This window comes from Blautia sp. OM06-15AC (assembly GCF_003481425.1).
Lineage (GTDB): Bacteria > Bacillota > Clostridia > Lachnospirales > Lachnospiraceae > Fusicatenibacter > Fusicatenibacter saccharivorans.
In genome coordinates this window covers 43,263-63,129 of the sequence record NZ_QULD01000007.1, presented here as the reverse complement: position 1 = coordinate 63,129, position 19,867 = coordinate 43,263, and the positions used below count along the sequence as shown (strand labels likewise).

General features: G+C 47.5%; 15 protein-coding genes. 2 read left to right on the top strand and 13 right to left on the bottom strand.

What is annotated here, in order from left to right; translation table 11 throughout:
* Positions 1 to 6: 6 nt before the first annotated feature.
* Both DXB83_RS10360 and DXB83_RS10355 read right to left on the bottom strand, forming a co-directional pair.
* Complete coding sequence (locus DXB83_RS10360) at positions 7 to 1,926, bottom strand: hypothetical protein (protein ID WP_118697557.1); 1,920 nt, start codon at positions 1,924 to 1,926, stop codon at positions 7 to 9.
* 124 nt (positions 1,927 to 2,050) lie between these two features.
* Complete coding sequence (locus tag DXB83_RS10355; protein WP_118697556.1) at positions 2,051 to 5,899, bottom strand: PEGA domain-containing protein; 3,849 nt, start codon at positions 5,897 to 5,899, stop codon at positions 2,051 to 2,053.
* Positions 5,900 to 6,413: 514 nt separating this feature from the next.
* Here DXB83_RS10355 and DXB83_RS10350 point away from each other — a divergent pair.
* Complete coding sequence (locus DXB83_RS10350) at positions 6,414 to 6,605, top strand: YlcI/YnfO family protein (RefSeq protein WP_055220177.1); 192 nt, start codon at positions 6,414 to 6,416, stop codon at positions 6,603 to 6,605.
* A 111-nt stretch (positions 6,606 to 6,716) separates the two neighbouring features.
* Here DXB83_RS10350 and DXB83_RS10345 read toward each other — a convergent pair whose 3' ends face one another.
* From DXB83_RS10345 to DXB83_RS10295, 11 genes are all read right to left on the bottom strand, one after another.
* On the bottom strand, positions 6,717 to 7,406 hold the full coding sequence (locus DXB83_RS10345; protein ID WP_118697555.1) for a metallophosphoesterase family protein: 690 nt from the start codon (positions 7,404 to 7,406) through the stop codon (positions 6,717 to 6,719).
* A 125-nt stretch (positions 7,407 to 7,531) separates the two neighbouring features.
* Positions 7,532 to 9,361, bottom strand: a complete 1,830-nt coding sequence (locus DXB83_RS10340) for a vWA domain-containing protein (protein ID WP_118640461.1) — start codon at positions 9,359 to 9,361, stop codon at positions 7,532 to 7,534.
* 18 nt (positions 9,362 to 9,379) lie between these two features.
* Positions 9,380 to 10,435, bottom strand: coding sequence for an AAA family ATPase (locus DXB83_RS10335; RefSeq protein ID WP_118697554.1), 1,056 nt, complete (start codon positions 10,433 to 10,435; stop codon positions 9,380 to 9,382).
* 135 nt (positions 10,436 to 10,570) lie between these two features.
* Positions 10,571 to 11,353, bottom strand: coding sequence for a metallophosphoesterase (locus DXB83_RS10330; protein ID WP_118697553.1), 783 nt, complete (start codon positions 11,351 to 11,353; stop codon positions 10,571 to 10,573).
* Positions 11,354 to 11,371: 18 nt separating this feature from the next.
* Entirely contained in the window at positions 11,372 to 12,028 is a 657-nt protein-coding gene (locus DXB83_RS10325; protein WP_118697552.1) for a metallophosphoesterase, read from the bottom strand.
* A 195-nt stretch (positions 12,029 to 12,223) separates the two neighbouring features.
* Positions 12,224 to 12,943 (bottom strand): metallophosphoesterase, encoded by a 720-nt coding sequence (locus DXB83_RS10315; protein ID WP_055220179.1) that lies wholly within the window; start codon positions 12,941 to 12,943, stop codon positions 12,224 to 12,226.
* Positions 12,944 to 13,024: 81 nt separating this feature from the next.
* On the bottom strand, positions 13,025 to 13,126 hold the full coding sequence (locus DXB83_RS17385; protein ID WP_416388273.1) for a DUF6783 domain-containing protein: 102 nt from the start codon (positions 13,124 to 13,126) through the stop codon (positions 13,025 to 13,027).
* A 348-nt stretch (positions 13,127 to 13,474) separates the two neighbouring features.
* Positions 13,475 to 14,962: an FGGY-family carbohydrate kinase gene (locus DXB83_RS10310; protein ID WP_118697550.1), complete on the bottom strand. Its 1,488-nt coding sequence runs from the start codon at positions 14,960 to 14,962 to the stop codon at positions 13,475 to 13,477.
* Between the two features lie 319 nt (positions 14,963 to 15,281).
* A complete protein-coding gene (locus DXB83_RS10305) occupies positions 15,282 to 16,214 on the bottom strand; it encodes a transketolase family protein (RefSeq protein ID WP_118697549.1) in 933 nt (310 codons plus the stop codon).
* Positions 16,211 to 17,044, bottom strand: coding sequence for a transketolase (locus DXB83_RS10300; protein WP_117802340.1), 834 nt, complete (start codon positions 17,042 to 17,044; stop codon positions 16,211 to 16,213). Before DXB83_RS10300 ends, DXB83_RS10305 begins: the two co-directional genes overlap by 4 nt.
* 5 nt (positions 17,045 to 17,049) lie before the next feature.
* A complete protein-coding gene (locus DXB83_RS10295; RefSeq protein WP_118697548.1) occupies positions 17,050 to 18,450 on the bottom strand; it encodes an L-fucose/L-arabinose isomerase family protein in 1,401 nt (466 codons plus the stop codon).
* 351 nt (positions 18,451 to 18,801) lie between these two features.
* Here DXB83_RS10295 and DXB83_RS10290 point away from each other — a divergent pair, with 351 nt between their 5' ends.
* Positions 18,802 to 19,815: a LacI family DNA-binding transcriptional regulator gene (locus DXB83_RS10290; protein ID WP_117509779.1), complete on the top strand. Its 1,014-nt coding sequence runs from the start codon at positions 18,802 to 18,804 to the stop codon at positions 19,813 to 19,815.
* The last annotated feature ends 52 nt before the right edge of the window (positions 19,816 to 19,867 follow it).

The window sequence follows — 19,867 nt, the reverse complement described above, 5'->3', positions numbered from 1 at the left end:
TATTGCTTAATCTAATTCAGCCACTTTAAAGCTCTTCAAAATGCGAATCACCTGTTCTTCTTCTTTTTCTGTAAATGTACCGTCTGGTGCTTCTGCGATAAATGCAACTGGTGTCGGATAGTCAAAAGAAAATTCGTCTACGTCCCCAGCCTGACCTGCAAATTCAATCTCGCCAAGACGGGATGTCGGTATCACTGCGAACAACGTGCTGTCTACAGGAACATAATCATCATCAATGCCAGCCATCATCTCGCCTGTGATATGTACTCGTGCTACCATAAATTCGCCAAGATCTGAACAGTCACGATCGGTTCCCCATGGATATCCAGGCACAAAATTAGAAGTGTCTGCCTGTGAAACCTGTGCCTTCAGCATATCACGCGAATAGCCGCCAAGCGCGCCTTGGCAGTACCAAAATGAAACGGTAACACCTCTCTCGTTTGTCAGAACAACGTTTTCTCTGACCGCATCCATGGGACCGCCAACTTCCTCCGTCTGAATTTCCCAGCCTTTTGGGATTTCAAACTGGAATGCCGTGCTGTCACACTGATTTACTTCTCCATACCGTGTAACATAGATATCTCCCTGCTCCCCAGTTTCCGTCCATTCCATATCCTTCTGCCAGTCTGCACTTGACTCCCAGTGTTTTGACCAGATTGGATCAAAGGTCCGGTCAAAAAGATCTGTTTCCTGCATTTTTTTATCAATGACCGGGATATCAACCACTGCTTTTCCTTTGATTCTCGGGCTGATGGAAAGCTCCAGTGAGCCCGCATATCCACCCAGGTCGTCCTTCATGGATACCTTTGCCTGGCCTTCTGCTTTTCCAACTGCTCCGCCGGAAAGACTCAGGCCAGCGCTGTCATATAATTTTGCGCTCAGCCGGATGTCAATGTATGCTTCCAGCCTTCCGTTCACCTCAACCGTACTCCACTCAAGTCCGTCTGAATTCAGATTTCCTTCTTTGACTTCTTCTACTTTGCCTGTTCTGCTGTCATACTGGAATCCCTGGGTGCTGTCGGCTGTTGCACCGTAAGAGCTGTGAATACCGCCCTCCAGACTTCCCGCTGCCCCGACAACGGCTTCCAGATGATTTGTAATAACAATCGGTACAATACCGGCGTTGAACTCGATATTCGGCAGTTTTCGTTCGTAAACGGTTTTTTCCTTTTCAAATTCTTTCTCGCTGTTTGCGCCGCATTCCAGGGAAATACCGGCTTTGCTCCTTACTGCAATTCCACACTGGACTTCACCGTCTTCGATATCAATCTGAAGTTCCAGCCAGCATCCCCATCCTGCCTCTCCTGAAAACTGAACGGGTTCTTCTTCAACATTGATTGAGACACTGTAATCGTAATCACTGTTTTCTTCCTCTGTCTCTTCTTCCGATTCATCTTCGGACAGTCTTTTAATAATATAAGCGCTGTTATTTCCTGTTTCACTTGCACCATCCTCCGTCAGCCGGAACTGTTTGATAATATGTGCCTTTTCGAATACATCCAGCAGGGTCGCCGGCTCTGTTTCTACCCGGTAACCCTGATTCGTTTTTTCTATCTGCACTACTTTTCGAATAAATCCAGAAGGCGCTGCACTGATTTCTCCCGCAACAAGAACATCTCCGGTCTGGTAACCAGGATCTTTTTCAAAGGTGAGACTGTTGTCAGAAACTTCCGTTGGCTGATCTTCTGATTTCATCTCATTGGTAATCACCTTTACATTGTCTTTTACAATGATGTCAGGATCATCCGTACTGTTTTCTGCTGTGCTCTCATCCGATGTGCTGTTTTCCGATACACTTGTATTCTGTTCTTCCGGATTCTGTTCCGGCTTTGTACTCTTCTGTGTATTTTGAGCTGCAAAAATTCCAAACAGAATCAATGCCAGAATGATTGTGCCTGCCAATACTGCGCGGATCCATTTTTTCATCTGTACCTGCTCCTTATTCTGCCTGTCAAAGCGGATATTCGCAATCCGCTTCGCCACTTACTTGATTCGTTTAAAATGTGGTGCATCAGATTTACTGATTCACCACATTTTAAACTTCTTTGTATTACGGAGTTACCGTTTCATCTTCTGCCACGTTTTCATCATCTGGCTCTGATTCTGATTTGGATACTGCTTCACCAGGTTCTGCTACTTCCGACTCCGAAATCACGCTCTCTGCAGTTGTTTCCGGTAATGGAGTTTCCTCAACAACCACTTTCTGCTCTGGCTGTTTTTTGTTTCGTACCTTTCCAGCGTACATTTCAATCTCTTCTGTGTCATCCACATCATCCATTTCCTGATCAATTCCACCGATGGTGTATGGGTCATTCTGATATTCAAGCGTGTTTACAGATTTAATGGTTTTGGTCGCTCCATCGAAATCGAAAACATGCCATAAGGTTCCTGGCTGATTTGTCGGAATCGTGTATGTTGCAATGTTTTTGCCTTCGAGGTAAACCTGAACTTTTGCTCCGGAAAGAGACATTTCATTGGCCACTTCACTGTAACTGTTGGTATAATCGTGTACGAAATAGCTGAACTTTTCGTCTGCTTTTACGTTACGTACTGTAATGGTTTCCGGACCATAACTACTTGTATCATCTACGTCTAAGTTTCCAACAGAATTTCCTTCGAAATCTGTCTGTCCGAACCAGATATGATACGGTTTGTCCGACGAGTAGCATGCAAGATGAGAATCCAGATCCCACGGCTCTTCGCCCCAGGTTAATACGATGCGGAGTTCTCCTGCGGTTTCACCGTCCCCATCTCCCGGTACAAGAACAATATTTGCTGTTTCAATCTGGTCTCCCGCTACTGTGATATTTTTGTAATTCGTCACATAGCCTTCTTTGCTGATTTCAAGCGTATAATTTCCATTTTCCATTGAAAGAGTATAGTCTGCATTTTCAAATACTCCTTCTGTCACAGCATCACCCGTTTGATTGTTCCAGCCTTTGCGTACAATGTAGGCTGTTTCTGTAATACCATCTCCCGTGACTGCATCGGTTATCGTTCCCTCTACAGAACCTGTATTAAAATCATCATGGCGCTCCACCATATAGATATCTTCTACATATCTGATTTCACTTTTCTGAACCAGAACTTCCGCAACCTTGTACGTCTGATAAGACGTTGCGGATACTGTAATTTCATAAGTTCCATCCTGCAGATTTTTGGTGCTGTACTTGCCAAACACATCGGTATAGAGAATTCTTTCTGTTTCTGTTCCTTCCTCTCTCCAGGCTCCAGCTCCTCCTGAAAAAACAGCAATTTCATTTTCCTCTGTTTCAAGGTTCCAGGCTCCATGGCTTCCGCCTCCACTGCCGCCTCCGGCTACGCTGTTTCCACCATTGCCGCTGCCTGCTCTGACTTTTCTGGAAATTCTGACTCTCGCGTTTTCTATCGGCAAACGTGTTTTGCTCGAGTAAACATATCCTGTGATACCGCCGCTGGCGTACGTACATTTTTCAACGCGGACTCCATTTTCCTTATGCATTTTTATTCTCAAGTTGTTGTTTTCATCATTTTGAAGCGGTTTGAATTCCAGATCAAAATCGAAATATTTCTTCAATACATCTCCAAGCAGGGAATCTGTATCGAGTCCATTTGTTGAGTATGGATATACCTTGATATCCTCGCATGCGAGACTTCCATTTTCTAAATCATGGTATGCAAATTCTGCCTCAACGCCTAAGCCTAAATCTGCATAATAGCCTGCTAAATCAAAAACACTGTACAAAGTCAACAGACCTTTTATGCCAATACCGCCTTCCATATTTCCCTTTACCTCAAGGGTATCAACACCATGATGAAAATCGAAAATGCCTCTCCATGTTCCATCTTTATATTCAAATCCCTGTGTTGATTCAACGCTATATGAAATATGTAAGGATCCATCTGCTTTGTATGAACAGAAAAGTACAACATCAAAGGTAAAACCGGTAGCCCCTATTGTAATTGGAAAACGCATTAATTCTACCTGACCACTGTCAGCAAATTCTTTTTCCGCCGTAATATCTTCATTTGCATTTTCCGTGACAGCAAGTTTAAGTTCATTTACCGAAACACCATTTACTCCAACGTCAACATTTACAACGCACAGAATTTCAGGAATTTCAAAATCAATTTTTCCTTTTCCTTCATCATTCGAACCAATATTAAATTCAAAATTCTTTTCGTAGCCAACATCAATAACACCACCTGCTCCTATATTAGCCTGTGTTGCAATTCCGTATTCATCCGTGTCGGCAGCTCCTCCGATAAGTGCTGTACCGCCTCCGACAAAATCAATTTTGCTGACCACTTCCCATAATTCTGGCTTTATGCATGTCAGAATCAGTTTCTCGCCATCCTCTGTTACCGTAGTTGCTTTGAGCGCGATACCTGAAATATAAACTTCATTCGCAGGAAGGATCATAACACTTCCTTCTCCGATTTTTTCTGTCTCGGTTGTTTTCGGAAGTGTAACTGTATAGGTTCCATCCGCATTCTCTACAACTGTATAATCTGTGATATTTTCCAGTTCTTTTTTCAATACACCATCTACGTACTGTGTATTATCATGCGGCTCTTCACCAATTGTTGTGTCTTCCTGTCTGATTTCATCAATTTCACAGAAAATCGATTTAACATCTTTCTTGGAAAGCAACGCATGCGGCTGGAACTGGTTTTCTGTATTTAATTCCAGAAATCCTTTCCCTACTGCAATTGCTGCTTCATTTTGATATGTAATACTATCCCAATCCGTCCAACTGTTCGTATCATACGAATGTATTCCATTGAATCCCATTGCATGTACTGCCGTATAAGCCGCAAATTCACGTGTTGCCGGTTCATCTGGATAGAAAAACGGGATATCCTGCTCCAGATCTTCGATATCCGGTGGCGGCAGGATTCCATATTTCTCTGCGATTTCGATTGCTGCTTCATACGCATTTCCTGCCGTATCCGCATAATAATGGTTTAAGGAATCCGGATCTGTATCCAGGTTCATTTCAACCTTTTCAGCGAGCATCTGCACCCACTCACCGCGTGTATATGTTTTGGTGTCGTCCGATGGATCATCTGACTTCACGTAGGTATATTCAACTTTTGCTTTCAGCTCCACGGTAGTCTGATCCACAAGAATATTCTTGGAAAGCTCCATGACCTTTCCTATGTTTACACTTTGTGCTTCTGCTCTTGCCCGTTCCGGAAATACGCCTGCAACGGTGCTTCCCGTCATAATCAGGCACAGAAACCACGCCAACATTTTATTTCTTCTGTTTTTTTTCTTCAGTGCAACAACAATGGCTGCTCCTGCCAGCACCAGCAGTACAACCCAAACAATAATTTTGGTGTTGTCACCCATTTTCGGTGCAGATTTCAATTTCTCAGCCCTTAAGGACTGGCCATTTTGCTTTGCGTTTCCAGTTCCCTGATCTTTTGTTAATGTCGTTCCGGAATCCTTGCTGCCCGTTGTCGTACCAGGATTCTTCGTGTCATTTGCTACGTTTCCATTTCCTGGCTTTTCATTATCTGTCGGATTCTTTTTGTCATCTCCAGAAGGATTTTCCTTATTTTCATCATCCTTCTTGTCATCTGATGCTTTTACCGTACAAACCGTTGTCAACGTAACGGTTTCTCCAGCCTGCAGAGATTCCATCTTTTTTGTTGTCTCCGCATTTTCGGCCAGCACAAAATTTTCCGGCAAAATATTTTCCAGTGACAGATTCGTTACTGCTGTATCATTTGTATTGGTTACAGTTAAAGTAACTTTGATTTCTTCACCCTGCTGGTAAGTTTCTTTGTCTGTTGTCAAGGCTGCTTCGATTCCATCCTGAAGCAGCGATGCTGCAAGAGCAGGCTGTGTCATCATTCCGGTGCATAAAAGCAGTGCCAGAAAGACAACTTGTAATTTCTTCCACACTTTCATACGTCTTCTCCCTCGTAAATGTAAAATTTCGATCCTTTTTCTCTGAATATCTGCCGCTTATGCTGTCTTCAGGATCCCTGGCGCCTTCCGTCAATGGAAAGGCGGCTTTTCTTGCTCTGCATCCAATCATTAGCTGAGCAGAGCAATGAATAGTTCATTTTCCTCCTTCTTCTGTTGTATTTCTTTTAGTGTAATACATCCTCCCTTTATTTGCAATATATTTTGTCATGCATTTTGCAATGCATATTTCAAGCAAGTTATGCAATACAATAAAACAGACTGGGCTTCCAGTACTCTTTAAAATCAGAATACAGCCAGAAAAAAGCGCACTGAAATAAGCTGTCCCCAAAACAGCTTTTTCTTCATTTTTCGATTTCGCAGATTCGAAAAATTTATTTTTTGTCGAACCTTTTTTGAAACACCTTTGTTATGTTTTATGCTGCCCGTAGTTTCCACATAAGATCCGGAAGCATGCTCCGTTCTTATATTCTCCGGCAGCAGAATGGAGTTTGATATGGCATTTCAGTTAAAAGGCAACCGCAAGGAAACGGAAAACAAAACCATCCGTTTCCCCATTCACCTGATCGATCAGATCGAACAGGCAATTTCCGATTCTGACCAGGACATTACCTTTTCCAGTTTTGTGATTCAGGCGTGTGAGTATGCGCTGGATCACATGGACGCCCCGTCAGAAGAACACAATTAACTTTTATTTTTTTCAAAGCAGATTTTTATGGTTCGACGTGCATTTTCTGGCTGTTCTCTGCTTCTATTTTATCTTACCATGCTTCTTATTTTTTCAGGACAAGATCCTGTCCTAACTCAACTCCACAACCTCATCATACAGACACACAAACACCTCTTCCACTTCCGCATCTTCATGAAAGTGTCCGAAATACCATTTCTGAAATTCTGTCTCATCCGCCACGCGCTGCAGGTACTGGCGAAGTTCCACCTCATCGTCAGACAGCTCTCCATACCCCATTGCCGCGGCCACATCTCTTGGGGCTGTGTGGGTCAGTATGTAGTCCACCTGAAAATCTTCTTTTTCCATATTTTTCCATCCTTCTTCGTACTCTTCCCGTGACGGAATTTCTTCCGGGAACCACGAAATTCCCTCCGCGCGGGACATTTTGTCGATGCTGTAAGCACCTCCGAAGGTAAAGAATTTCAGCCCGTCAATCGTAAAGATCTGGCCGCGCATCAGATGGATCATGTTGTCCTCAATGATATGCACCTTTCCGCCGTTCCACTGCTCCACGGCGTAGGAGTTCAGCTGTTCGAAGTTCTCATGATTTCCGTCGATAAACAGTGTCGTCACCGGCAGACTTCGGAAAACGGCTCTCGTATTCGCTTCGTATGCTGCAGAAAAGCCGCAGATGCCGACATCTCCGCAGATGATCAGATAGTCATCCCGGGTGTACTCGTCTTCGTGCTCGTTAAAATAGCGTACAACTTTTCCAATATCAAAGGTGCCATGGGTATCGCCTGTAATGACAATGCTCATTCTCAGCGTCTCCTCTCGTGTTCTCTGTTTCTGTTCTCTAAAGTATCGCAAAACATCATCCGCAAATTCTGTCCGCTTTCTCTGCCGCTGCTATCGCTTCTTGCAGAGACACAGACTACGCCGCACTATTCCCGAAAATAAAACACTTCTCCCCGTGCCCGGAACGGCAGCCGGTTTCCTCTCGGAAGCAGAAATGCATGCTCTCGTCTTACCTTCAGGTCATTCTCAATCTCCCCGTCCGTAATAATCAGAATCGGCCCGTCCTTTGGAAAATCGTTCGCCTGTTCCAGACAATCCACGCCCGGCTGCAGTATGGTTCCTCCTCGTCCCGTGACTTTTACCCGTCCGGCAATATCTTCCGGTGCCAGATATCCCGCATCCGTCGCTTTGGCATCACAGAAAATGATTCTCACGAACGGAACATCTTTCGCCGCGGCATAGCTGGCGATGGAGCCAAGTGCCATACCGATCTGTTTTGCACTCATGGAACCGGACGTGTCCACGACCACACCGAAGGTCCGGCTCTCCAGATCCTGCTCGTAATACGCATATCCTGGTCTTGGAATGTCCGGCGTGGCACCCTGCCGTCTGCTCGGCCGCGCATAGGTACGGTGTTTTTCCAGCGGTGGAAACTGTACGTCAAACCACTTCGTCAGCGCGGCATCCCAGGGAATGACCGGCATCGCAAGCGCCCTGATTTCCTGCACCAGCCCGGCCGGCAGGAAACCACGATTGTGCTCCTGATGGTAATCCAATCCCTCCCGCAGTGCATTTTTCAGCAGTTCATCCAGGCTGACCCCGTTTTCTCTTCCAGTAAAATGCGGTCTGTTTCCGTTAAACATATCACCTCTGCCAAAGCCCCGGAAGGTGTTTAGCTTTTTGTACTTTCGGATCTCTTTCACGATCAGATCATAGATACTTTCTGCCGATTTGTTGTGAAGTGTTTCATCATACAACAGCCCATCCGGCGGCATTCTGCCGATCTCCATTTCGTGCAGCCAGTCGTTGATGACGTAGTCGCAGGCGATGTTCCACAGAAAGAAGTCACGCCCATTGCACCGTTTCTGGTGCTGCAGTCCGGCATGGAGATATTCATGCGCGAGAACAAAAATCCACTCTTCCTCCGAAAATCCGCACGACGGATTGGCATAAATGATTCCCTGCTCTGCGTCAACCGCTGCAATATGGATTTCATACCGATGGCACATTTCAATGTCCTCCACAATTTTAAATGTAGCTGCAAGACCTCCAAGCAGCGGATAATGGGACAGGAACCATTCTGCTGCTCTGGAAATGACGGTATTCTTTTTCGTTTTAAGATCGTATCCTCCCGCATCGCAGAGTGCAGATTTGATGGAATGAGTGACTGCATAGGAAAATTTTTCAGCATATGCATTTCTTTCTCCCTTTTTATAAACGATCGGCCGTTCTACCCCGATCATATCCTTTAATTTTTCAGAGTTTGTCCCGCAGATCTGCGCACCATTATCCTGGTGCTTCAACAGATATTCATAAATTTTCTGCTCGCTGTTCAGTTTGATCGGATATGCTTCCGCCGGATCTGCGCAGATCGGCTCGCCGAGGCGGATGTCATAAAGGAATCTGGTGATGTAGATATCACAGGCTTTGTTCCAGAGTGCCGGGACAAATTCGCAGTCGGAAGGGATGCTCGCTTTGTCAAAGTGGCCGAACGCCAGGTGCAGAAGGTTGTGTGCCATCACATAGCACCATTGTTCCGGCGACAGGTTCGCCCGCATGTTGACGTAGATATCTCCATCTTTCGTAACACAGGCCAGACTTCCTTTTGCATTCAGATGGGAGGGCTTTGCAGTGATGTACCCATCCAGTTGATGGAACAGTGTATTTTTTTCCAGCAAACCAAAGCCGGCCTCCACTCTGCGGTACCCGGCCGGCTTTTCTTCTTCGCGGTAATACCTGCTTCGAACGTATGGCATCCTTTTCTCCTTCCTTTTTCATCCGACGAGCCGCGGCAGATCACGGATGATTTCCATCATAAACCAGTCCGGCAGTGCCTCCGCCCCATCAGCTGCGACGGTCATCTGGGCGATTTCGAAATTGATGACTGCGAGTTCTTTGATCATGCCCTTGGCGCGGTACGCAAAGGAAAGCATGCCGCCGGAAATTCCCTGCTTGCTTTTCGGCAGTTCTGCAAGCAGTCTGGCGCGGAAGGACTGTGCGAGAAAATACAGCACATCCCGATTTTCCGGCTTGTCCGGCCATTTTGCTTTCTGCGCGATAATGTCATCCAGGAGATGTGTGTTGCGCAGTGTTTTTGTGTAAGCAAGAAACATACCCGCATGCTGTTCCAAGAGGCAGGCGTACGCCATCATTTTTAATGTTTCCTGCGAAATATCCTGCTCCCCGGCCCGGTATTCCTTCAACGCATCGCTCAGCATGTGCCAGGAACGCGGGGTGGAAAACGGTTCTTCGGTTTTCGACGGTTCGGAAAAGAGGTGATCCGGCCGCTGGATGATATAGTCAATGACCCACGGATGGAGTCCTTCTGCCTGCGCCCACTTGATCCACTGTCCCACATCCGCTTTCAGCTGCACATGGAACATACGGTTTAAAAGGGCGGACGACATCGTTTTTACGATCGCGCTGTCCTCGGCACGGTTTCCTGCTCCGATCACAATGCTTCCCTCCGGAAGATGGTATTCTCCGATCCGCCGCTCATGGATCAGAGAATAGAAGGCTTTCTGCACTTCCTGCGTACAGGCGTTGAGTTCGTCCAGGAACAGGACATATGGCTCTTTTCTGGCGATCATTTTCGGCGGAAGGAATTCCGATGTCTCGCCCCGGATCTGCGGAATGCCAATGATATCCTCTGGCGCGAGCTGGCTTCCGAGGAGCGACACGCACGGCAGGCCGACTTCGTCTGCGAATTTTTCCACTAACGCGGATTTTCCGATGCCGGGCGCACCCCAGATAAAGACCGGCCGTACCGGCGCAACCTGAAGCAAAACTTCTAATAATTCATCCTGTGTTACACTAACTGGTAAATGCATCTGATGTACTCCCTTCTGTTTCGATCCTGTATCTTTTCAAAGCGGATATTCGCAATCCACTTTACCACTTGCTTGATTTGACTAAATCATTTTTCTGCCCTGCCGTGATCTTACTGTGCTGCATTACAACGTGTCTCACCATATTTCTCTGTATTTTCCAGTTTCACTGTCATATTCCAGCACCGGAATTTTTCCACTCCGCCAGGTGGTTCCGTCGAGATAATAATGACTCTGACCATCATGCCAGATACCGTCATATATTCTGTTTCCACTGATTTTTGCCGTGGAGATATGACCTGCAATCACATCCTTATAGAATGCTCCGCGGCTTACCGTTCTTTTCCCCACCATCAGCTCCCTGCTGGTCACGCACAGCCAGTCTTTACCGCCCCATTCGGCAATTCCGGCGTGCACCAGAATCTGGCGTTCTGTTTCATAAAAGTAAGGAAAATGGCGCATCCAGGTGATCAGATCCCCCGCATCTTCGAACATCAGCCGTACTGCTTCTGCATTTCTGGAATCCTCTGAGAGGTGTACTTCTTTTTCCAGAAATTCTCGAAAATGTTCTTCTTTCAGAAAGCTGTGCAGTGTTTCATAATCTCCATCTGCATCCGATGCCAGCCATTCCCGGCTGCGATATTGCTCCACACTGCCGATATGCCGGTTGACATCCGCATATTCTTCCAGCCAGTCCAGCAGTGCTTTTTCATGGTTTCCCATCAGGGCAATGACTTTTTCCGAACCATATTTTTCCTGCAATGCCCTGACTTTTTCCAGCACCGCCCGGCCATCTGGCCCATAATCTATGTAATCGCCCAGCAGAATCAGCTGGTTCTTCCCCGAAAGGTCTGTCTTTTTCAGAGCTGCCTCGAACGCCTCCAGAAATCCGTGAATATCCGACATCATATATCGCTTCATTGCTTTTCCTCTGTTTGTTTATACATAGAAAGTTTCTTTCGTTTCCAGGCAAAGGCATCCCAGTCTTCCATTCTCAAAGCCGCAGCCACAATCACACAGATAGACGTTTCCTTTTCTATTTTTCCAGATGGATCCATTTCCCATATTCTGATGGCCGCAAACGGAAATATATCCATGCACTCCCTCATGAAGAAAAACCTTGTACCACAAATCCCCCATCAGATAATAGTTGTCCAGTTTCCATTTTCCCGGTTCTGCCGTACAGGCATGGGCAAGCAGATACGGCTGACTGTCTACCTCGATTTCCACCTGTACCGGCCAGGAAAGGATGCGCTCTGCGAGCTGCTTTAAATCAACTTCCGTCAGGCGTTCCTGTAAAAGATGGAAGGAATTGTACGGATACGGCTGCAGGAGGGCGCGGTCTCTCTCATCCATCCCGTAATAGCGGAAAATGTAATTGGCAAGCCAATGATCGTGGTTGCCGCGGATCACAGTACATTTTTTCCCCAGCTTCAATACCTGAAAATACACGCCCGCCGGGTCTGGATGATCCATGCAGCGGTCAAACAAATCACCAAGCAGATACAGGTGATCGTCCTCTTTGAGATCCATTTTTTCCAGCAATTTCATGAACCGCCAGCTGTCGTTATGTATATCAGTAATAATATAGTGCATCCAAAATCTCCTTTTCTTTCGCAGCTTTCGTGTCTGTTCCTGTAATCATCAAAGCTTCCGTAATCCGCTCATTTTTTCCAAAACGGCTTTCCTGCTTGTGTTTTGGCATATCCTGTTTCAAAAAGCTTCCCGCTTGTTCTGCTGGTTCCGGATTTCGGTCTTCTGATACTGGCATCATGGAACGTCTAAAATCTTTCACCCATTGTTGTCCGAACTGTAAAACTCTTCCCCCGTTTCCAGACAGATTGCCGCCAGCCTCCCTCCCGGGAAGCATGCGCCGCAGTCGATGGCGATGTGGTGATATTTTTTATAAATATACCCGGGATTATCATTTTCCGGAATCGTCTGCGTCGGTGTATGTCCTGTTACCAGATTTGTATCCGCAAAGTATTCCTTCTGATAATCTGGTCTGGCCCATACAAGATCGTGCAGGGAATATTCCTCGATCCTCTTTTCCGGTGTGAATCCACCCAGCCCTCCATGCACCAGCAGATACTGTTTTTCTCCCACTGTAAGCTCCTCATACAGACTGAAATCCTCCAGAAAATTCAGTACTTCCTCCCGCATCTCGGGATCCAGCGCCCGAAATTCCCGGATCGTAGCATCACCGCCGTTATACTTCCAGAGAACAAGATTGTCCAGCAGTTCAGCATCCACTTCCTCGATGGCAAGATCTGTGATTTCCTGACAGAGAAACCGCAGACATTCCAGCGCCATCACCTCATGGTTCCCCACGATACAGAACGCATTCGGCATTTCCATCAGTTTCAATATCACCTTAATCGGATGCTCACCCCGGTCTAAAACATCACCCAGAACATAGAGCGTATCTGTATCTTTCAACTCGATTTCTTCCAGCAGCTCCATGAATCTCTCATACTCACCGTGAATATCAGAAATAACGTAAGTAGCCATAAACAGAATCCTCCCTTTTTCATCCATACGAATCTGCATACGTTCTCCATTACCAGCTTATCTTACCATACTTCCTGTTTTTTACCGGACAAACTCTTGTCCCTCCTTTTTTTGCATAATGTACACTCTAGAGCGTGTCTGAAAAAGGCTTTTCGCAAGCTGCGAGTCCCAGTTTGCGGAAATGATTTTTCAGACACGCTCTAATACATCTTCTATTGAAATTTCCTTCATGCGAAATCCCTTTTTCTTGATACTATACCACATCTATTTTTTTCTTCATTGAACTACAAGTTTAATCCTCTTTTTCTTGCTGTTTTCTCGCATTCTATCAGCATTACGCGCTGTTTATACAGCGCCTTTTATTTCTGTACAATTTATTCTCTATATGCAAAAAAGGAACGTTCTATCCAAATCGTTCCTTTTTGTTTGTAGATTATTTTATTTTTCAAATTTCTCAATCACGCACGTATGCGTCTTCGTTTTCTTATCATAAACGCGTATTTGCCGAGTGCACAGTAATGCCCGCGTCCCCTATTTACTTAATACCCCGTCGACAGCCTTTTTCCATCCGGCATATTTTTTCTCCCGGATTTCATCGTCCATCTTCGGTTCATACACACTTCGTTTCATATTTCCCGCGAGTTTTTCCAGATCGTAGACCCCAGCCGAAATACCCGCCATATAAGCCGCCCCGATGCCGGAAAGCTCCTCCGCATCCGGAATATTCACGCGTTTATTCGTAATATCACTCTGGAACTGCATCAGATATCCGTTTCGTGTCGGGCCGCCGTCTACACGGAGTTCCTCGATCCGCATGCCGGTATCCTGCTCCATCGCACGGACAAGGTCGGTGATCTGGTAGGCAATGCAATCGAGTGCCGCTTTTACCACCTCAGCTTTTCCTGTGGTGCGGGTAATTCCGCTGATCGATGCCGTTGCTTTCTCGTCCCAGTACGGCGCCCCAAGCCCGGTAAACGCCGGAACCAGATAGGTGCGGTCCGCCGGATTTGCCTCCCTTGCCAGTCCTTCCGTCTCTTTTGCCGAAGAAATCAGCTTCAGATCATCCTTCAGCCAGGTAATCACAGCTCCGGTGTAGTTCAGATTGCCCTCCAGCACATAGTCTGCCTTGCCGCCTCTTCCCCACGCAAGAGATGTCACAACGCCGTGGCTGCTCTGAATCGGCTTGTCTCCAATGTTCATCATCAGCGAAGAACCCGTTCCGTAAGTTGCCTTGATCATCCCCGGTTTTAAACAGCCCTGTCCGAACAGCGCCGCATGCGAGTCACCTAATACACCACAGATCGGAACCGGCTCGCAAAACAATCCTTCCAGCGTCGTGGTTCCATACACCGCATCGGAATCACACACCCTGGCCAGCGCACAGGCCGGAATCCCGAACATCTCGCAGATCTTCTCATCCCACGCCAGTGTTTTCAGATTAAACAACTGCGTTCTCGACGCATTTGAAAAATCCGTCTTAAATGCATGATCCCCCGTCAGCTTGTAAACCAGCCAGCTGTCAATCGTACCCAGGCAGAGCTCCCCGTCTGCAGCACGTTTCTGTCTTTCTTCTCCGCCGTTTCGAAGCAGCCACGCCATCTTTGCAGCAGGAAAATAAGCCGAAAGCTGCAGACCCGTCGCCTCGCGGATCTCCTCTGCGTGCCCCTGCTCCGCAATCTCCTGCGCAATCCCGCTTGCGCGGCCGCATTGCCATACAATGGCCTCTTCCAGTGGTTCCCCGGTCGCCTTATCCCAGATCGCCGTCGTCTCACGCTGATTGCTGATGCCGATTCCGGCGATTGTTTCCGGTGCAACACCGGACTCTGCCACCAGCGTTTTTACCGTCTGTACTGTATTTCGGTAAATCTCATTCAGATCATGGGACACCCATCCCTTTTCATTGACGATCTGCCGGTGCGGCAGGTCGGTACGGCGGAGTAAATGTCCCTCCCCATCAAAGAGCAGCGCTTTCGTTCCCTGCGTGCTCTGGTCAATCCCGATGATATACCTTTTCTCCATTTTTCCAGCTCCGTTCCTAAAATTTTATAAATATCCAGATCCCCTTCTCGAATAACGCTGAATACACCCTGTTTTTCAACACACCATGCGTCATTGTTTATTATCGCAGCGTTCACCCTGCCCATACAGGTAAGATCTTTGGCGATTACCACACATTCCAACATCTTCCGCAGAACGATTTGTTCCTGATTATATAGAAAAAGTTCCTGCGTTCCCGGATTTTCTTCCGCCCGGGCACGCAGGAACATGGCATACGCAGACCTGCGGCAGTTTACAGTTCCCTGCGGGCTATCACATTCACCGCTGATTCCATTTCTGGTTAAGCCAGTAATTCTTTCGCTTTTTTTGCAATGCCCTCGGCATTCAGTCCATAATAGTCAAAGACTTCTTTGGAAGTTCCCGTGATCACCGGCGCATCCGGCAGAGACATAGAAACGACTTTGCGCGGGCACTCCGCACCGACCACCTGGCTCACCATCGATCCAAGACCGCCGAATGGAGCGTGCTCTTCGATCGAAATGACAACTTTTGCCTTCTTTGCAGCCTCTACCAGGCCCTCTTTGTCCAGCGGTTTCACACAGTACATATCGAGCAGTCCTGCGCTGATTCCCTCTTCTTTCAGCATAGCAGCTGCATCGAGCGCCGGGCGGACCATCTCACCGCAGGCTACCAGTAAAACATCGGTGCCTTCCGAGAGAGCCGTTGCCTTATCCATCTCAAACGGGGTATTTTCTTCGCTGTAAATATCCGCAACGGCATTTCTTCCCACTCGGATATAAGCCGGTTTTTCATCGGTAAGGAGCGCCTCAACCAGTTTTGCTGTCTGGAAGCGGTCGCTCGGCAGATAAACGCGCATGTTCGGAATAGCTGCCATTGCTGCGATGTCCTGTGCAGAATGATGGCTCATGCCGAGTGCGCCGTAGCTCACACCGCCGCTGATACCGATCAGCTTTACATTGGTGTTGGAGTATGCACAGTCAATCTTCGCCTGCTCATAGCTTCTTGTAGAAAGGAAGCACGCCGGAGATGCCGCAAATGCTTTCTTGCCGCATTTTGCAAGACCGGCAGAAACGCTGACCAGATCCTGCTCCGCGATACCCATCTCCACAAACTGCTCCGGATACGCATTTGCAAACGGTGTCAGGGAAGCACTTCCCCTGGAATCGCTGCAGAGCACTACGATATCTTTATCCGTCTCGGCATGTTTCATTAAAACCTCGCAAATGGCCTGTCTGTTTGGAATCTTATTCATGACAGTGCCTCCTTTCTCTCATCCAGATCCTTCATGATCTGTTCTACTTCCTCCGGTGTCGGCACTTTATGATGCCACTCCGCCTTATTTTCCATCACGGAAGAACCACAGCCCTTCGTTGTATTTGCAATAATAACCGTCGGTTTTCCCTTACAGTGTTTCGCCAGCTCAAACGCATGAACGAGCGCGTCCATATCGTTGCCCGGTACGGAAAGAACATTCCATCCGAACGCTGCCCATCTCTCCTCCTGGCTGTCCTGTTTCATGACATCCTCGGTATTTCCGGAGATCTGCAGACGGTTGCGGTCTACGATCGCACAGAGGTTGTCCAGCTTGTAGTTTCCTGCGGACATTGCGCCCTCCCAGACAGAGCCTTCTGCCAGCTCGCCGTCACCCATAACGGTGTAGACACGGTAATCTTTTTTATCCATTTTTCCTGCCAGCGCCATTCCCACGCAGACCGGAAGTCCGTGGCCGAGAGAACCGGAATTCATCTCGATGCCCGGCAGTTTATTGTTCGGATGGCCGATGTACGGACTGCCGAATTTGGAGAATTTTTCGATGACCTCTTCCATCGGGAAGAATCCCTTTGCCGCAAGTACTGCATAATATGCCTCAACGGAATGACCTTTACTCATTACAAAACGGTCGCGGTCCGGGTCGTCCACATTCTCAGGGCTGATGTTCATCTCTTTAAAATACAGCGCTACAAGCACATCAATGACACTCATGTCACCGCCGATGTGGCCGCCCTTGCCGGAAACTACCATTTCCACTACTTTCTTCCGAAGATCATACGCCAGACAACTCAATTCCTTGTATTCACTCATGATTTTCATTCTCCTCTTAAATATGCTTTGACATCTTCCTCGATCGGATCATATAAATCCGGGGCAATACCGATGTATTTGCATGCTTCATACAGAACCGGCACAACGTTCTCGTGGATACCGACACAGTGGTGGATGTACGGTCCTTCCACGATTTTTGCCTCGAGGCGTTTCAGGTTCTGTACCTCAACCCATACGTAGGTTCCCTTCGTATAAGGTCCCTTGACACCTTTTGCATTTCCAAGCAGCAGGGAGTACTCTCCGTTGTCTCCGTCAAAACGCGCCAGTGTCATTTCGCCTAATTTTGCCTGTGCCTCTACAGCTCCCGGATGACTGAATGCCAGAGGATAACCGATGGTCGGTTTTTCCTGTGCTACCGAGATTGGCCACGGTCCGCAGTGCTGCAGCAGCTCGCCGTTCTCGTTGTCCGGGTGGCGTACCGTCCAGTCTGCAAAGAAGCTTCTCTTATCGTTCAGGCCGGCAGCCTCTACCATCAGCGCCGTGATGGCTCCATGGATATCCGTCTCACAGACAACCGGAATTCCCTCTTCGTTCAGCAGAGAGTTTGCCGCACACGGCATGATGCCAATCTCACCCTGCAGTGCGTTCCAGCACTGGATCGCGATAGCATTGCAGGAATATTTTGCAGCCAGATTCTTCATCGCAACCTTCAGAGCTGCTACATTTTCCAGCTCTTCCGGTTTGATCTTTACACACATATTGGTGTCGCAGTAAGCAACGACTTTTTCCACCTCGCTGCCCTCTGCTTTTACTTTTTTCATCTCCGCAGTCAGTTCCGGAAGCGGAATCGGGGAAAGCTGAATGTTGAATTTTTCCAGCAGCTCGCCCTCGTTGCACATGGTGGACCAGAAATCGAACGGACGCGGTCCGATCTGAAGGATTCTGGTGTGGCGGAAGGTATCTACCACATTACATACAGCAAGGAAATCCTTGATGCCGCGCTCAAATTCCGGATCGGTCAGACGGCAGTTCGTCATGTAGGTGAACGGAACACCAAAACGGCGCAGCACTTTTCCAGTTGCAAACAGGCCGCACTGGCTGTCGCGGAGACGCACACCGTTCTCATCCGGTCTCTCATCGCGCGGTCCCCAGAGGAGTACCGGAAGCCCCATTTCCTTTGCCAGTCTTGCACAGACATATTCCGTTCCGAAGTTTCCGTGCGGGAAGAAAATTCCCTTTACGTTTTCACGGCGGAATTTCTCCTGGATTTTCTCACGGTCCGCCTCATCGTAAAACAGACCCTCCTCATTGATGTCTGTGATATCGACAAATTCAACGCCGAGCTCTTTTAAACGCTCTCTCGTCAGGTTGGCGTATTTTACGGCATCCGGGGCACTGAAAATGCTTCTTCTCGTAGGTGCAAATCCGATCTTAATTGATTTCATATTCATTTCCTCCACTTAATTTTCTTTAAACTCTGCTAAATTATGTCTTGAATTTCCCTGTTCTTTATGGCTCTTATATTACTAAATTCTTTTGAACTTGTCAACATCTATTCAGCTTTATTAAATCTTTTTTAGTAATTTATACAAAAAAGAATGGCTGTTTTTATGCATTTCTTCATATTTCATTTTTTTACAGTTCAGAAGTTGACTTCTTTTTTAATTCATATTAAAATCAATGCATAAGTTTAATATTTTTCAGATAAATACTGAAATAAATTTCAACATCCCGCATGCACAAAACAAACGAAAGCACCATGCGGGCTGATTTTATCGAACAGGAGCTGAACTCTTATGAATATTTCTGCGAAAGAACTGGCAAAGCTGATCAACGTATCGCCTGCCACGGTTTCTATGGTTTTCAATAACAAACCCGGCATCAGCGATGCCACAAGAGAGCTGGTTTTAAAAACCGCAGCCGAGTATGGCTATGCGCCGAAAAAAACTGAAGCCTCCGGCGCTTCCTCCCGCATTATTCAGCTGGTCAATTATAAAAAGCACGGAAAGGTCGCTGCCGACACGCCGTTTTTCTCCCAGCTGACCGAAGGAATCTCCACCGAATGCACCCGCCAGGGCTGTGCGCTTCATATCTCCTATTTTTATGAGACCATGGATATTGACAGCCAGCTCGATGCACTCCGCGCTGTGGACTGTGAGGGCATTCTTCTTCTTGCAACCGAAATGGCTCCGTCCGATTTCCGCAAGTTCCGCGATTTTTCTGTTCCGATCGTTGTCGTGGACTGCTATTACGATGAGCTCGATTACGACTGCGTTCTGATCAACAACATTCAGGGGGCGTTCAACGCCACGAATTATCTGATTCAGTGCGGACACAAAAACGTGGGCTACTTTCACTCGAGCCTCGACATCAGCAACTTCTCCGAACGCGCCGACGGCTACTACAAAGCGCTCCGTGCAAACGGCATCAGCACCTCGCATCCATATGTTCACCTGGTTTCCCCGACCTCGGACGAAGGCTACCGCGACATGCTGCGCCTTCTCGAATCGAAAGCTCCGATCGCGGATGCCTACTTTGCCGATAATGACATCATCGCGGCGGCCGCCATGCGTGCACTGCGTGAAAACGGCTACCGCATCCCGGAGGATGTCTCCATCATCGGCTTTGATGACGTTCCGATGTGCGATATGATGGTTCCGCCGCTTTCCACCATGAAGGTCAGAAAACGCGAGCTTGGCGCCACTGCCGTCCAGCGCCTGCTTGACCGCGTGGCCGATCCGAAACGCGAATGTCTGAAAATGTGCATGGCAACCAAGCTGGTGAAGCGCCAGAGTGTTTCCAGACGTTAAAGCTTTTTGGATGAGGCTGTCGTCCAGCGCGTGTCTGAAAAATCATTTCCGC